18 protein-coding genes and 1 pseudogene are annotated in these 15024 nt (G+C 33.4%); 6 read left to right on the top strand and 13 right to left on the bottom strand.

All coding sequences use genetic code 11. From position 1 onward, the window contains the following. Nucleotides 1–150 precede the first annotated feature (150 nt). Complete coding sequence (locus CD116_RS05735; protein ID WP_047423789.1) at nt 151–885, bottom strand: alpha/beta hydrolase; 735 nt, start codon at nt 883–885, stop codon at nt 151–153. Nucleotides 886–920: 35 nt separating this feature from the next. Then, the gene (locus CD116_RS05730; RefSeq protein WP_047548519.1) at nt 921–1595 is read right to left on the bottom strand and encodes a phosphatase PAP2 family protein; all 675 of its coding nucleotides are present in this window, start codon (nt 1593–1595) and stop codon (nt 921–923) included. Between the two features lie 37 nt (nt 1596–1632). Here CD116_RS05730 and CD116_RS13870 point away from each other — a divergent pair. Then, nucleotides 1633–2050 (top strand): annotated as a pseudogene (locus tag CD116_RS13870) (hypothetical protein). A 238-nt stretch (nt 2051–2288) separates the two neighbouring features. On the opposite strand, the gene CD116_RS05720 reads toward CD116_RS13870, so the two are convergent. From CD116_RS05720 to CD116_RS05710, 3 genes are all read right to left on the bottom strand, one after another. Then, nucleotides 2289–2651 (bottom strand): Na-translocating system protein MpsC family protein, encoded by a 363-nt coding sequence (locus CD116_RS05720; RefSeq protein ID WP_000831495.1) that lies wholly within the window; start codon nt 2649–2651, stop codon nt 2289–2291. 155 nt (nt 2652–2806) lie between these two features. After that, on the bottom strand, nt 2807–5518 hold the full coding sequence (locus tag CD116_RS05715; RefSeq protein ID WP_047548522.1) for a DUF2309 domain-containing protein: 2712 nt from the start codon (nt 5516–5518) through the stop codon (nt 2807–2809). A gap of 12 nt (nt 5519–5530) precedes the next feature. Next, the gene (locus tag CD116_RS05710; RefSeq protein ID WP_047548525.1) at nt 5531–7015 is read right to left on the bottom strand and encodes an NADH dehydrogenase subunit 5; all 1485 of its coding nucleotides are present in this window, start codon (nt 7013–7015) and stop codon (nt 5531–5533) included. Between the two features lie 520 nt (nt 7016–7535). Between CD116_RS05710 and CD116_RS05705 the strand changes: the two genes are divergently transcribed. From CD116_RS05705 to CD116_RS05690, 4 genes are all read left to right on the top strand, one after another. Next, entirely contained in the window at nt 7536–7601 is a 66-nt protein-coding gene (locus CD116_RS05705) for a phenol-soluble modulin PSM-alpha-1 (protein ID WP_014373781.1), read from the top strand. Nucleotides 7602–7632: 31 nt separating this feature from the next. Beyond that, nucleotides 7633–7698 carry a phenol-soluble modulin PSM-alpha-2 gene (locus tag CD116_RS05700; RefSeq protein WP_014373780.1) on the top strand — a complete coding sequence of 22 codons (66 nt, stop codon included), beginning with the start codon at nt 7633–7635 and terminating at the stop codon, nt 7696–7698. Nucleotides 7699–7749: 51 nt separating this feature from the next. After that, nucleotides 7750–7818: a phenol-soluble modulin PSM-alpha-3 gene (locus CD116_RS05695; RefSeq protein ID WP_014373779.1), complete on the top strand. Its 69-nt coding sequence runs from the start codon at nt 7750–7752 to the stop codon at nt 7816–7818. Nucleotides 7819–7881: 63 nt separating this feature from the next. Next, a complete protein-coding gene (locus CD116_RS05690; RefSeq protein WP_014532416.1) occupies nt 7882–7944 on the top strand; it encodes a phenol-soluble modulin PSM-alpha-4 in 63 nt (20 codons plus the stop codon). A gap of 411 nt (nt 7945–8355) precedes the next feature. Here the strand turns inward: CD116_RS05690 and CD116_RS05685 are convergent, their stop codons facing one another. Beyond that, complete coding sequence (locus CD116_RS05685) at nt 8356–9558, bottom strand: GTP-binding protein (RefSeq protein ID WP_047548528.1); 1203 nt, start codon at nt 9556–9558, stop codon at nt 8356–8358. A 131-nt stretch (nt 9559–9689) separates the two neighbouring features. Here CD116_RS05685 and CD116_RS05680 point away from each other — a divergent pair, with 131 nt between their 5' ends. Then, nucleotides 9690–9950: a hypothetical protein gene (locus CD116_RS05680; protein ID WP_078101664.1), complete on the top strand. Its 261-nt coding sequence runs from the start codon at nt 9690–9692 to the stop codon at nt 9948–9950. 297 nt (nt 9951–10247) lie between these two features. Here CD116_RS05680 and CD116_RS05675 read toward each other — a convergent pair whose 3' ends face one another. From CD116_RS05675 to CD116_RS13865, 7 genes are all read right to left on the bottom strand, one after another. Next, on the bottom strand, nt 10248–10586 hold the full coding sequence (locus CD116_RS05675; protein ID WP_047423804.1) for a hypothetical protein: 339 nt from the start codon (nt 10584–10586) through the stop codon (nt 10248–10250). Between the two features lie 15 nt (nt 10587–10601). Then, nucleotides 10602–10928, bottom strand: coding sequence for a hypothetical protein (locus CD116_RS05670; protein ID WP_047532138.1), 327 nt, complete (start codon nt 10926–10928; stop codon nt 10602–10604). Further along, nucleotides 10925–12238 carry a lipase family protein gene (locus tag CD116_RS05665; RefSeq protein ID WP_047532140.1) on the bottom strand — a complete coding sequence of 438 codons (1314 nt, stop codon included), beginning with the start codon at nt 12236–12238 and terminating at the stop codon, nt 10925–10927. The genes CD116_RS05670 and CD116_RS05665 overlap by 4 nt, the downstream gene beginning before the upstream one ends. After that, a complete protein-coding gene (locus CD116_RS05660; RefSeq protein WP_269320066.1) occupies nt 12228–13043 on the bottom strand; it encodes a tandem-type lipoprotein in 816 nt (271 codons plus the stop codon). The genes CD116_RS05665 and CD116_RS05660 overlap by 11 nt, the downstream gene beginning before the upstream one ends. A gap of 178 nt (nt 13044–13221) precedes the next feature. After that, nucleotides 13222–14004, bottom strand: coding sequence for a tandem-type lipoprotein (locus CD116_RS05655; protein ID WP_047532170.1), 783 nt, complete (start codon nt 14002–14004; stop codon nt 13222–13224). A 63-nt stretch (nt 14005–14067) separates the two neighbouring features. Further along, entirely contained in the window at nt 14068–14847 is a 780-nt protein-coding gene (locus CD116_RS05650; RefSeq protein WP_047532142.1) for a tandem-type lipoprotein, read from the bottom strand. Between the two features lie 18 nt (nt 14848–14865). Beyond that, the coding region (locus CD116_RS13865; protein WP_240625096.1) for a Csa1 family protein at nt 14866–15024 on the bottom strand (159 nt) is incomplete at its 5' end.

Below are 15024 nucleotides of genomic sequence, written 5' to 3'. Positions count from 1 at the left end.
CAGCAAACCCGATACTACGCCACTATCAAGCCACACAGCGACTACAGATACTACAGCATTCTATGTGCAACGGCATCACACACCAAAAAAACACTTGAATGACAGATGCAAGTACATCGTCTCTCAAGTGTCGAATCTTAAAATCTTCAATTATTTTAATCTATTAAAGAAGCCAATGATATTTGCCTCTAGTAGTTCTCTACCTTCTCCATGCGTCATTAAATGATGTGAATCTTCAAGACCATTTAATTCTTTCTCAGTTGACCCTAAATGTTCATAAATAAAATGTGCACTTGTTTCATAAGATGGCGCATCTTTACCACCAAATAATATATTAGCCGGCATTTTAATAGCACCTAAATTTGTCATAATATCATCTATAAAGTGTTGGAATTTCTTAATTTCAGCATCATAATCGTCAATTGCTGCTAATTGCGCATCTGATGCTTGCTGATCCAAATTTAAAATATTAGCCATGCGTTGACTATAATAAACTAAATGTTCAATTAAACCTTCGTCACTCTTTTCCATCGGAGCTGACATGACAGCGATACATTTCACCGGATAATGTTGTGCTAATTTTAATGTCATTAATCCACCTAAAGACACACCAGTTACACTGATAGATTGAAAACCTTCATTGACTAAAAATTGGTAAGCTTTCTCAACTTCTTCCCACCAATCATCTACATTATATGTCATGAAATCTTTCAACAGTAAACCATGTCCAGGATAATTGGGAGCATAACAGCTAAATCCTTGTTCGTTTAATTCTGCTGCAAGATGCTTTACATCTCGATTTGTACCTGTAAATGAATGCAATAATAATATTGCGTGTCCGTTTGTTCCTTTTAAATAAGACGGACTCGGTGTTTTAATTCTCATTTTTTATATACCTCCACTATGTCTAAAGATGTTTGCTAAACGCGTTGTCGTCGATGATTAATAAAGTATGGATATACCATTAAAAATAACGCTATCCAAATGATTGCTAATGACGTACCTCCAATGACATCTGAAAAATAATGCGCGTGAAAATAAAGTCGACAAAATAGTATACTGAGCCACAATATCCCCATAATAATTCCACTTAAAACTTTCGTTACAGTTTTCACTGCTAACGATAAAATGATAACCATCAAAGCGAAATACAACAAAGTACTTGCATTTGAGTGTCCACTTGGAAATGAAAATCCTGTATCAACTGCTAAATGATTATAAGGTCTTGGACGTAAAACAGTGTCTTTGATCAATTTATTTATAATGACGCCTGATACCAAATACATCACAAACCACACAGCTAAATGCCTCTGTTTAATAAACAATATGATCGTGATAACGATTGAAATCAATACAACGCCTTTGACGTCACCTATTTCCGCACTAAACGTCATATAATAATTAAACATGCCATTAACATATTGACGTTGTGGCTCACCGAAATAATCTGTAAACCATGCTAATGATCCCATATCTAAATTTTTAAGCCATTCTTGATTTGTCACTACACTGTAAAACATACCTATAAATACAATCAGCGCGACTAAAAATAAAGGCACTGTCATTTTCGGTGATGTTAATTTTTTATCTATCATCTTACAATCTCCTCGTATCATTATTTTTATTTTATAACTGTTTTGCTTAATAGCGATTTATCCTAGTTTTCACTTTACCGACAATATCAAAATTATAAACTTGATATTGTTATGTATATTGCAAATAAAACATTGTATAATTAGAAATAACAATATTTTGCTATTTTCAATTTAGTACGATCTATATTCAATATACAGAGGGGGTAAGGCGTATCAATAGAGTTATCTTTGTCTATATAGCATTAATCATTACATTAGTTCGATTCTTCACGCCCATTCACCCATCATTTTCAAATTTGATTTACTGGATATTTGTATTATATTTCATCCCTATTATTCTATGTATTATCGGCTTTAAAGCTGAAAAACTCATTGCGACAATGGTGATTATACCTAACTTTTTAGGCATACTCTATCGATTATATGCTTACGTCATACATACGCTTTTTATGTAAAACTATGATGTATTTGTCGCACAACAAATATGCTTGTGTGAACTCATAGCCAATCGCAAATGCATTTTTATTTTAAACCTTAATTCTTACGCTGACCAGACTAATGCTACTCAATCATCCTCATGATAATCACACCATATAATAGAAAAACAGCACATCCAAATATATGGCGTTGCGCTGTTTTAAACAAGCATGCTTCTATAGCTTTAAGAAGCCAGCGGAAGTATGCCTAACCTTCTCAAATATGCTTTTCCAAGTTATCTTCAAGTTTGAATACGATAATTCGTTCACCTGTAACTGTACTTAAATCGCTATGGAAACTCATCACTTTAATACCTGTAATTTTAAAAATGATATCATTTAAATCTTGTTCACCTGATTCAACTAATTCAGAACGTGTTCGCTTAATATTTAATAAACCTTCGTTCGTACTACACACACGATATTCTGCTGGCGTTAAGATACCTTGTAAACTAATGATCACCATATCTCTTAAAATGTCTGATTTAACCGACAAGGAACCTCTACCAAGGAAATCTTTTTCCCATTGCGTAATGGCTTTACTGATTTCCGCTTCGATTTCACCTTTCGTTCTCTTCATATCACTAACTCCAATAACATTAAAATTGATTACTTAATCTTTGCATCGTCGTCACGACATCATCTATCAGATTAAGTTTATCATTTTTATTAATTTTTAAGAAGCTAGAACATTGCATCTATGAAGATATATTAGTTACTTAGCATCGCAACATTCTATCGTGAAATCCAACTTTTAAAATGCCCTTCCTCATTAACACTCATTAAACGCAACCAGTGGTTAGACATTTTTCTCGCAAAATGACTATTACTTTCAAGCAGTCTAGCTACAACATAATCTGGTGCTTGAATGACGATAAGTAACCGAATAGGAGAATGATACATCGTGCGATCAGCAGCCATAACAGATTGCCATGATAAGCCATACATCAAATCACTCGCATTACCTTGCATTACGCCAACGCCTGACGTTACTGTTTGTGTCGCTTTATTCCCACTTCCGTAAAAATGCGGTGCAACTGTCGAGGCATAATATTGTAAATTAATCCATTGTGCCACAAGTGCCGGACCAGAAATGATGGTATTTAACAATGTGCCGTCTTCATCTTTACGCCAGTCATAATTGTGTAAAAATGTACGCCCTTCTAAATCAATACCTTTCGTCAATTGACGTCGTCCAATTATAAACGATGCATTTTTAGCCAAGCCCCATTCCGGACGTACTTCACTCCAATCACTCGCAAAACGCTGTGATTCTTCAACCGGATGATTCACACGACCAATCGTTGGCAATTTAGCTAAACGTTCACGATTCGCGTGTTCAGAGATTAATGGCATTGCACTATTCAATGATTCATATGCATCTAATGCTTCAGGCGACAATATATCTGGTACATATACCCATGCCAATGTATCTGTAGATGTATGATGTTCTGCTGCCACAAAAACCGTTGTCTCTGGAATAACCACACCTGTTTGTTTTAACCCTTGTCTAACATTCGGACGATTACATATCATCGCTAATAACTTGGCATTAAATCCGCTAGATGCACCACCACAAGCCCCACATTCAAGTGATGCATGATGTGGATTATTGTGAGAATGACTAGCATGTCCTGCTAACACTACTAACGGCGCAAATGCTTCGGTTAAATCCATCAATTTCAATGCTTGTAACGCGAAGTCAATTTGCTCTTGCTCAGTAAATCCAACAGGTAAGTCTGACGTACGATCAAACTCTCTATCAATGGTTAACTTGGTTTCTGGTTTCTTTAACCATTTTTGTTTAATTTTTTGCAATGAATCCCTACTTTTTCTAGGTATAATCGTATTAACAATTGTACTTAAGCTTAAAAATGGCCCACTTAATTCAGGCAATAACAGACTAGGCATAACATTGTTTTTCATCAGTTTAAATGTGTAAAACATCGATGACATTGTCTGTTGTTGTTGACGATAAACATTCATATCGTAACGATCCGCAAATTCTTTAATGCGATATGCCGGTGGTACCATGACAGGTAATGAATCATGTTTAAATTGTTCATCGACGGCTTCTTTTTGAATAGGTAAGCCAAAGAAACCTGCAATACCAATCGTTTCAAATGGTCCCACCGCTTCGATATGTCTACGAAATGGTTCTGAACGAACATCTATACAAAATGCAATTTGTGCTTTCGTTGATGTGTCCACCTGATTTGTATCGCTGTTATTTTCGTCAACTGCTCGTGTAGCATTTATCGACACCATATTCGATTGATCTGTGCAATCATTATCCGAAGCATCCATTTGATTCGCCTCTAATGCGCCCGCCAAACTCTCGTGACCTGCTTTAATTTTTTGTTTTAACTGAGATTCGTATGTCATTTCCCAGGCAATCAACCATAAATTTTTAAATACATTTTTATTCATAGTTGCTGCAAAATGAATAAACGTTTGAATTTCATTGACGTCATGTTGTAGAAATACATCGCCAGGCATATCACTGTAGTAACACCATGATGCAACAGTTTGCTTAAACCAATTTTCCGATCTACTTTCACAATCTTTAGTGACTGACTTAAACTCATCACCAACTAGCAATTGTTCGACAACTAACCTAATTGCCAAATAATCCGTCAACAAATGTTTTTCAAAGTGATGCTGTTGAGAACGGTAATATAACATACCGGCCCAACCCGGTAACGCTAAAAGATGCCCTTCAAAATAAGCTTGGTAGTCTTCTTGCGCTATTAAAAAATGATTTAACACTGATTCTATCGCCACTTGTGGATTTCTCGGTAAATGTTTAATAATGTGACGTTGTTCTTTAGTAAAACTATGGTCATGTTGCGCTAAATGCAACCATGCATGATAAAAACTTTGCTCACGCTTCGGCATTGTCCAACTCGATAGAAATTGGTCGATATAAAGTTTTGTCCATTTAATCATTTGACGATTTACATGTTCGCAAAGTGGTTCACCTTGTCCATCTTTTACTGCATCACTAACAGGGCGAACATTATATTGATGATAAGATTCAGACGTATCATGTAATGATTTTTCCAACAGTAAATCGACAACAACATCAGCATTTGATTGATTAATATATGATACTGGAACGTCTTCTAACGTTTTAATGTTATCAATATAACGTTTAATGTAATGTTGAGGAATATTGTAGTGGTGTTCAAGTAACATATCAGTTACTAGTTGATTAAATATACTTTCGTCTAGTTCACCACGTTTTACAGCACTTTCAATTAACGTTTTATCAGGAAAAATATCCACATCGCGAACGTCATGTAACCATTCGGCCACATCTTCAAATGTATCTGCTTCTAATCCTTCCCATGGATTACGTGCAGCAAAAATTGAAATCGGTGATAACGGTGTAATAACACGTTTAGCATTTTCAATAACTTCATTTATATTTAACTGTGTTGTCATACACTTTACCTCCTATAAATACTTCTTCAAATAACTTGGATGACTTTCAATCGCTTTTGAACGTGCTTCACCTAAATTTACTAGCCACACATATAACACTGCAAAAGCCGTAGAATATCGACGACGCGCTACCCAGATACTTAATAAACTTCCAAAGATTAATATGACAACACTAATAATTACACTTACGGTAGGTGGTGGTGTCGCATGTGTTGTTATATTTTGTAATACATCGTAAAAATAATTATGTGTAATGATATAGATCAATGTCACAATTGCAATCAAAATCATACCAACAAGACGAGCCATGCGCCCCTTACTAAAGGCTACCATTTGGTTCCAGGACACAAGTAATGACCAAGCAAGAATTAGCGCGCTTAACACTTCATATGCACTTCTGTCACTATTTACCCAGAATAAAAATGCCACAATAATAGCTAACATACGCCCCATAACAATCCAACCATAAGCATCTTTTGCAGAAGCCTGTTTTGGAATGTTGAATCGCTTCACTATAGAACCTGATTGTAAAAATAATGTTGCTTTAAAAATACCGTGCAATATTAAATGAATAATCGCTGCTGAATATACACCCAACGCGCATTGAACTAACATAAAACCCATTTGACTCATCGTAGAACCAACTAATTGTCGCTTATAGTCTACTTGAACTAAGCTAATGCCAGATCCTAACAATACAGAAATGCTTGAAAGGATAAGTAATAATGATAACGCGAAACCATTATCAAATATCGGCGCAAATCGAGTTAAAATAACACCACCTGCATTAACAATACCTGCATGCATAATTGCCGATACTGGTGTTGGCGCCGTTACAGATTCAATCAACCATCGATGAAATGGAAATTGTGCTGCTGGTATCATCACAGCTAATACAAGTAGTACATCTGTAATCAATGACCATATTGGATTAGACATATGATGAGGCACGTGCCACTCTCCAGTCGCCATATAAATAGATACAATTGCGCCAACGAATGCAACCCAACCACATAAAAATGTCATGCTAGATAATTTCGCAGACTCCCGCGGTACTTTCCAAAAACGATTAACATTCATCAGCAATGTTAAACATAATAATGTCATTCCCCAGCATAGTGCCATCAGTCTTAAGTCTTCAGACATCCATGCTAAAGATGCAAACGACGTAATCGCAGTGAACAATGGAAAGTAATGTCTATAATGATGGTCACCTAGTAAATATCGCATTGAAAACTTTTGAATAATAAAGCCAAGCGCCATTACAAAACCAGCTAATAACCAAGATAAACGATCTATTTTAAAAGGGCCTAAGACATGTTGACCATGAATACCGAAAAAACCAATAATCGCAAATAATACTGGAATGACTAATATGTATAAATGTAATTTAATATATTTAATTGGCATAACTGGTGCTAAAAGCAACAAGCCACTTACCAATGCAATGATAAGCGCAATAACAAACAGTGAAAATAGCAATTGAAAACTTAACACTGCATAACCTCCTCATTTCTAATCTCTCGCATAATTGCTTATGTGTATAAATAAAAACCTACAATAGTAGATTCTGTATATAATTGCAGAAAATTTACTATTGCAGGTTTCAGTTTAACTAGACAATGCACCATGGTATGTTGATATACCTTGTTACATTGTTCTCTTTAAGCGTGCTCCCATGCATCTATGTATATGTCATGTTACTTCTGTCTGTTCAATTCATCATAATAAAATGCCTTGCCTAGACGAGACCTAACGTATTATTCATTTTTAAACTTATAACTTAAAATATAATTAAATTTCTTCTTCATGTCAAATTCATCAGTTTATCCCCCACTAAATCATTAATTGTAAAGATTTTGTAAATACACATGCACAGTTAGGCAGTATTTCCCGTCCTTTTAAAATAGAAAAATCGCAGTTATGACCGTAACAATTCAAGTTAGGAAAAAAATCGATTATGCACAAGATAACTATGTACAATTAAGTTAACTCATAAGCAAAGGAGGTAATCTTAATGGGTATCATCGCTGGCATCATTAAAGTTATCAAAAGCTTAATCGAACAATTTACTGGCAAATAAGTTTTCATAACAAACAAAGGAGGTTTTTTACATGGGTATCATTGCAGGAATCATTAAATTCATTAAAGGATTAATTGAGAAATTCACTGGTAAGTAAGTTATAAAAATCTCATAAATATGTACATCTTAATTGAAGGGGGCCATTCACATGGAATTCGTAGCAAAATTATTCAAATTCTTTAAAGATTTACTAGGTAAATTTTTAGGTAACAACTAATCTCAAACATTAACGATCAACAACTCATCACTATGTTAAATCAACATACAGGAGGACAAAACGATGGCTATTGTAGGTACTATCATTAAAATCATCAAAGCAATTATCGACATTTTCGCAAAATAATTTAAGCGAATTGAATACTTAAAATTCTCAGGCCACTATACCAATAGGGATGGTGGCTTTGCTTTGTGTTGATTTATTGGTGAAGGGTGAGAGCGGCACGACTTGTTGCATATGAATGCAATAATAATAGGTATGGTTATCATCATTCGTTTTTATGCCCATTGAACTTTGATTGTACTTTCATTTGACGAATGTCATGATTATATCGTCATCTTCCATCGACACATACATAAAAAAGAGCCAAGACAAATACATGTCTCAACTCTATTGGATAAAATGCAAATTTCTGCTTTATCAAAACTATCACACTTTGCATAGATTGAAAACAAAAACATCTTCCAATCAACTAAACTTTTCATTAATTTCTATAAATAGCAAGCAACAAAGCCACAATTTAAAAATGATTATACTTTAGCGTGCTGGTCTAATTTGCCATTGATATGGATCTTCAAATTGTTGCCAATCTGCGTCAATTTCTTGCGCATTGAGTAAGCATGCATCAAGTTCTTTCGTAATTGTTGCTTCATCTAAATCCGTACCAATAATGACAAATTGAGTATGACGATCACCATATTCTGGATCCCATTCAGCCGCGACGTCTTGACGTTCCGCTAATATTTGAACTTGTTGCGCTTCAGACATACTAGCCACCCAATATGTAACTGGATGAATATTGCAAGATGACCCTGCTTGAGATAATAAACATGCTACATGATTGTATTGTGCTAGCCATACGATACCTTTTGATCGAACGATATTATTTGGCATGTTTTCTAACCAATCATTGAACCTTTTAGCATGGAAAGGTAGACGACGTTTATATACAAACGACGATATGCCATATTCTTCTGTTTCAGGCGTATGCGATGCATGACCACCAGACTCAAGCTCTTTAATCCATCCTGCTGACTCACTCGCTTTTTCAAAATCAAAACGCTGCGTATTTAAGACTTCTTTTAAATCTACTTCAGAATTTGTTGTCTTAATAATTTTAGCAGTCGGTTGCAATGCACTTAACACTTTTTCTAACTTCGCTAGTTCTTCTTCACTAATTAAATCAATTTTATTAATAATCAATACGTCACAAAACTCCACTTGATCAATTAATAAATCAGCAATCGAACGTTCATCTGTTTCATCTACGCTTTGATCACGATCCATCAATAAATCTTCTGAGTTGATGTCATGTACGAAGCGGTTAGCATCAACAACTGTAACCATTGTATCTAAACGACAAATTGCTGTAAGATCAATGCCAAGTTCATCATCAATATATGAGAAAGTTTGCGCAACAGGTACTGGTTCCGAAATTCCTGTTGATTCAATAACAATTTGATCGATGCCACCCTTTTTCACTAAACGCTCAACTTCTTTTAATAAATCATCTCTAAGTGTACAACAGATACAACCATTAGAGAGTTCGACTAATTTTTCATCTGTACGCGATAGTCCCCCACCATCTGCAACAAGATCTTTATCGATATTGACTTCACTCATATCATTTACAATGACTGCAATACGTCGACCTTCGCGATTTTGTAAAATATGATTTAACAACGTTGTTTTCCCCGAGCCTAAATAACCACTTAATACCGTAACTGGAATTTTAGCCATATATATACCCTCACTTCAATTTATTTGTTTCCTCTGTCTGTAAACAGGAATAATTCCGTTTTACATTATATAGGAGCGTTTCATCTTTCGCAATCTTCGATAATAAAAAAATAGTATACTTAATTAAATTATTGAGCACTTTACTTTATAATGAAGACAAAGATATATCTCACGAGAGAGAATCGAGGTGTATAAACATGTTATTTGTCATTTTAGCTTTATATGTCATTGGCATTACGTTTATTATATTAAGTGTTTTTGGTTCAAAGACTGAAGGTTTATCTACGAAACACACTTTATATACCATTGGCAGTGCTATTATAACGATTGCTATTTTCATTTCTATTGGCTATGCCATTCAATACTTAACATCTGCACTTTATGGTTTGTAGGTTGAAGGTGAAGAGTAGCGAGTAGTTCGGGAGAGGTTAACTTGCGTTGATTTTGAAAAAGTGGTCATCGTTTTTGGTACTTAAGGATTTTTATTGTTGCTGTTACGAATGTGGTTTTGTTTAATGCGGGACAGTGATTTATGTTGTGTTTTTACAATTGAGAGTGTGATATGTCCATTCGGTTCGAATTACTTTACATGAGAATAAAATAAATTAAAAAGAAGCGGCCTAGTGTCAGTTGAAGTTGTGATTATGTACTGAACATCGGTCGCTTTATTTATTGGTATGATATGTAGTTTAGCTATTAATTTTTTTCAGGTCATCCTTAATGCTGTCTATCTCAGACATGGCACTTTTAACCCAATCTCCTTGAGCTGCACCTTTAAAATTAGCTTTAAAAGCTTTGCAATGCTGCGCCATTTGTTCAATCAATACTTTTTCTTCACCTTTTAATCCGTTTTCAATATCTTTATGTTTATGCTTATGTTCAGGTGCAATAACTGTGCGAATATTTTCTTTTTGAGCATCCATTTTAGCTAAGAGTTTAAGCGTTTCAATTGCAACTCCCGTATCTGGTCCTATTTTTGGCCTCATATCTGGCACTCTTAAGTTTATATCTGGTTCTATTGGACCCATTTAATCTCCTCCAAATTATTGGTCACTTAGTTTATCTAACTGCTTTTCATAAGATTTTTTTAAGTTTTCTTTATATTCTTCTAATTTCCATTCTTGCTTTCTAATTATCTCATTGATTTCTTGCTCATACGCTTCTATATTTCTCGTCATTTTCCTTTGTGCATCTTCACTATAATTCATTTCGTGTTTCAAATATTGAAAAACATCATAACTACGTTCATTTTCTTTTCGAGTTCTATGCCTAAGCTCATTCAAGTTTTGCAGTTCATTCTCTATACGTTTTTTCTCAGAATCATATGATTCTTCTAATTCATTTTTATTATTAATTCGATTGAACATCATAGTAAACCACCTATTTGCGACGCAAGTGCCTGATCTTTATCAACGATTTCATTAATACTAAGCCTAACTCTCATAATATAATTTGATATAGAAGATTTTATCGTTGAAAGTTGCCTTTCATTTAGAGATATCATTTGTTCAGGATCTCCTACCATACTACTTTCATTCACTTGACCTTCATCCAAAGCATTTAGAACTTCACTTACACTCAAATCTTCACCTACAGCGTTCCCAGCTTTTTGTGCGTCTTCCCAATTTTTTTCAAATTTCTTTTTCTTTTCATTATACATTTTTTTGATTTGATTAATTTCATCCTCTATCAGTTGATTGAATGACTGTGCAATTGTTAAAGCTGTTAAACTTTCTAAAACTTTCTGTTGTGAAGAAGATAACCAACCACCATTTGTAGTCATCATATTGGCTCTAAGTAATTCTATACTAGCTAATTTAGACATAGCATTATTGGAATTTTTTACGAACGACTTATTATTTTCTTCTGCATAACCTTGTAGTTTTTTGAGTTCTTTTTTTATAATCTTTTGTTCTTGTTCAGTTAAAAATCCATCCATTTCATGTGACTTTCCGTTATGCACCACAATTTCATTGCCAAAATAAGTATATTTCGTGTTTCCCTTTATAAGATTAGTTAACCAATCCTTATCAGACACAACTCTAGTTATGTTACCTTTATATCCTTTATATAGTTTAAATAGTCGCGAGTTAGAATCTAAGTATCTAGCTGCTATAGGCGCTGGATTATAAACAACAATATTAGGAATGCCATTACTCATACCTAATATTACCGCTTCTCTACCGCCTAATGAATGCCCAGTAATAAAATCAATATCATACTTGTTTTTTATTTTCTTGATGAACTCTTGTGTATTCGCATATCTAGAGTTTTGATCAGATGCAGGAGAATAAAATATTCTAATATCTGCATATCCATCTTTAACTGTTTCCAAAGCATTAGTAAAATTTTGTCTTGAAAATTCACCTTCTTTTAACTTTTTAAAGGCTTCACCTTGAAAATTAGTCCCAGTCATCCCGAGAGTTACTTTGCCTGTATCTTTATTTAAAAAAGCAGAAGTTGTTACTCCAGTAAGAGAATCAGTGTAACTATCAACATATTCAAGATTAGAAGGGAATTTTTTTTTGATTTTCAAATATTCTATTTGTCTTGTTATATCTTCACTATCAGCTCCATATAAATTCGCATTTTCAACTTCGTAGCTTATTTTAGAAATAGCTGTAGTTTCCTCTGTATTATTTTTAATAGTCCCTGGATCTATTTTGTATTTATCTTTCATCTTCATCCACCTTCGCTGGCTGGTAATCCAAAGAATCTATTACTGATAAATGGCTATTTTCACGTTTCGAAAAATCAATTTCTAACTTCCTATCTCCAACGGAACTTCCTTTCAAATTACCATCAATATGCATTTTTAATACCGGTGATTTATCAGTAGGAATATTATAACGACTTCTTAATTGCTTAACATTTTCATCTTTATTACTCATTTTATATTTCACGTCATAACTTGGAACATTCTCATTAATTGAGACATCACCATTGCTGTAGTTTTTCAATTCTTTAAGATTTGCATATTGTCCGAAAAATTTAAAGTTTTCTATTCTCTTTTTTAGATTTGGATCTTCTACCTTGTCTAATAAGATAATTTTATTATTTTTCATTTCAACTTTATAATTTTTTCTATCAGGTAATTTATCCTTGCGATAAAACGTCCTGACAAAGTAGTACCCCTTAGCTGTGCGTGTGTTTCTATCTAAGTGCAAGACCATGCCTTCATTACTTAGTTCACCCGGTTTATTACTTTTGGCGAAATCTGTATATATCGTCCACATCCCTTTGTCACCTTTTTCAAATTCGCCATCTCGATATCCTTCTTTGTCGTATAAATCATCGAGATTCTTAATTGGATACATATCTAACGTTTTCGCAAAACTCTTTTTGATTTGTTCTTCTTTTGAATCTGTTTTATTCGTCTGTTCCTCTTTTTTCTGTTCGTCTTTCATATTTCCACATCCCCCAATAAAAATGATTAAAAGTAATACACTCATGTACAAAGCAATTTTTTTTATATACTTCATCATTTCACATCTCTCTGCTTTAATTTTATAAACATTTGAATATTTCATACAACTTATTAAAATAGTGATTATTCAACTTTTATGTTATCAAACAAAACTCACTTAATCAATTTAATATATATAACTAATTTAACTTTATTATTAAATGTTCTAACGTCATTTTTTATAATTGAAATTATACTTATTTATCCTCACTTGGATTGAAATTAATACTATCTGTGAAGTAAATGTTTTCTTCCTTATTTTCAACAAAGGTAAATTCAATATTTTTATATCCAACTGATGAGCCTTTTAAATTACACGAGCCTTTCAATAATAATTTAGGCGCCTTTTTCGTCGGGATATTATATCGCTTACGTAGTTTCTCTACATTATAATCACTGTTTTTCAATTGATATTGTGCAGAGTAAATTGGTACTTCTGGGTTATAAGACACTTCCCCATCTTTATAATTTTCAAATCCTTTAAAATCCCCATATTGTACAAAGAATTTAAATTTTTCAATTTCTTTTTCAACTATTTCATCATCAATTGGTTTTAATGGAATAATTTTATTATTTTCCATTTTCACAGGATATCTTTTTGTATGATTGTGTGTCATTCCATCGCTATCTTCAACAACTTCTCTAACAATATAATGCCCTTTAGCCGTTCTAGTATTTCTGTTAATTTCTAAAACTGCTCCCCTCGATTCCAGATTTTCTCCTTTTAATTGGATTTTCATTTCAGATCTAATTAGCCAAGTACCTTTATCATCTTTTTTAAATTCTCCATCTCGATATCCTTCTTTATCATAAAAGTTTTCTAGATTTTCAGTAGGATACATATCTAACGTTTTCGCAAAGCTCTTTTTGATTTGTTCTTCTTTTGAGTCTCCAGTGATCTTATTACCACCACAAGATGTTACAAAAATGATTAAAATCAATAGACTTATGCACAATCCAATGCTTTTTAAATATCCCATCATTTCACATCTCTCTTTATTTCCAATATATGTTTTTGTTAACTAGCATCAACTTTTCGACGTTTAGTTACTTGGAACGAACTCAACGCTGTCAATATAATAAATGATTTCTTCTTTACTTCTACTAAATATGATTTCTATTTCCTTATATCCTACAGAAGACCCCTTTATATCTCCAGATCCCTTAAACAATAATTTTGGTGTCTTGCTAGTTTTTAGATTAAATCTCTTTTTCAACTGTTGAATGTTTCTGTCATTTTTCTTCATTTTATATTCTGCAGAATAATTGGGAGCATTAGGATTATATGAAATATTAGTAATCTCATTCCGATCAAAATGATTAAAGTTTCCATATTGTGAAAATAATTCAAACGACTCTATTTCATTTTTTAACTTTTTGTCTTTAACATCTTTTACCAAAACTATCCTATTATTCACCAATTTCACTGGATATTTCTTTTCATTTTTTTGAACATCATGATTTTTATCTTCTTTCAATTCTCTAATAATATAACTTCCTTTAGCAGTTCTCTTATTTCTATCTAACTTTAATATCATTCCTCGTGATTTTAAACTCTCGCCTTTTGGTTGTGATACTATAGCTGAATACAGAACCCACGTCCCCTTATCACCCTTTTTAAATTCGCCATCACGGTATCCTTCTTTATTGTATAAATCCTCGAGATTCTTAATTGGGTACATTTCTAATGTTTTCGCAAAGCTCTTTTTGATTTGTGTTTCTTTTGAATCTCCAGTGATCTTATTATCACCATCACAAGATGTAACAAAGATGATTAAAATCAACAAACTAATGCACAATCCAATCCTTTTTATAGACTTCATTGTTACACACCATCCTCATCATTCATCATCTTCATCCACCTTCGCCGGCTGGAAATTCAAAGAATCTATTACTGACAAATCGCTTTTTTCACCTTTTGAAAAGTCAATTTCCAACTTTTTATAACCCACAGAACTTCCTTTCAAATTACCATCAATATGCATTTTTAATACCGGTGC

It is taken from the genome of Staphylococcus schweitzeri (genome assembly GCF_002902405.1).
GTDB lineage: Bacteria > Bacillota > Bacilli > Staphylococcales > Staphylococcaceae > Staphylococcus > Staphylococcus schweitzeri.
This window is presented reverse-complemented; position numbering and strand designations above follow the sequence as displayed.

Excerpts from the sequence above, each read along its gene's own strand:
- CD116_RS05735 (WP_047423789.1), bottom strand. The coding sequence starts at position 885 with ATGAGAATTAAAACACCGAGTCCGTCTTATTTAAAAGGAACAAACGGA.
- CD116_RS05730 (WP_047548519.1), bottom strand. The coding sequence starts at position 1,595 with ATGATAGATAAAAAATTAACATCACCGAAAATGACAGTGCCTTTATTT.
- CD116_RS05720 (WP_000831495.1), bottom strand. The coding sequence starts at position 2,651 with ATGAAGAGAACGAAAGGTGAAATCGAAGCGGAAATCAGTAAAGCCATT.
- CD116_RS05715 (WP_047548522.1), bottom strand. The coding sequence starts at position 5,518 with ATGACAACACAGTTAAATATAAATGAAGTTATTGAAAATGCTAAACGT.
- CD116_RS05685 (WP_047548528.1), bottom strand. The coding sequence starts at position 9,558 with ATGGCTAAAATTCCAGTTACGGTATTAAGTGGTTATTTAGGCTCGGGG.
- CD116_RS05675 (WP_047423804.1), bottom strand. The coding sequence starts at position 10,586 with ATGGGTCCAATAGAACCAGATATAAACTTAAGAGTGCCAGATATGAGG.
- CD116_RS05670 (WP_047532138.1), bottom strand. The coding sequence starts at position 10,928 with ATGATGTTCAATCGAATTAATAATAAAAATGAATTAGAAGAATCATAT.
- CD116_RS05665 (WP_047532140.1), bottom strand. The coding sequence starts at position 12,238 with ATGAAAGATAAATACAAAATAGATCCAGGGACTATTAAAAATAATACA.
- CD116_RS05660 (WP_269320066.1), bottom strand. The coding sequence starts at position 13,043 with ATGATGAAGTATATAAAAAAAATTGCTTTGTACATGAGTGTATTACTT.
- CD116_RS05655 (WP_047532170.1), bottom strand. The coding sequence starts at position 14,004 with ATGGGATATTTAAAAAGCATTGGATTGTGCATAAGTCTATTGATTTTA.
- CD116_RS05650 (WP_047532142.1), bottom strand. The coding sequence starts at position 14,847 with ATGAAGTCTATAAAAAGGATTGGATTGTGCATTAGTTTGTTGATTTTA.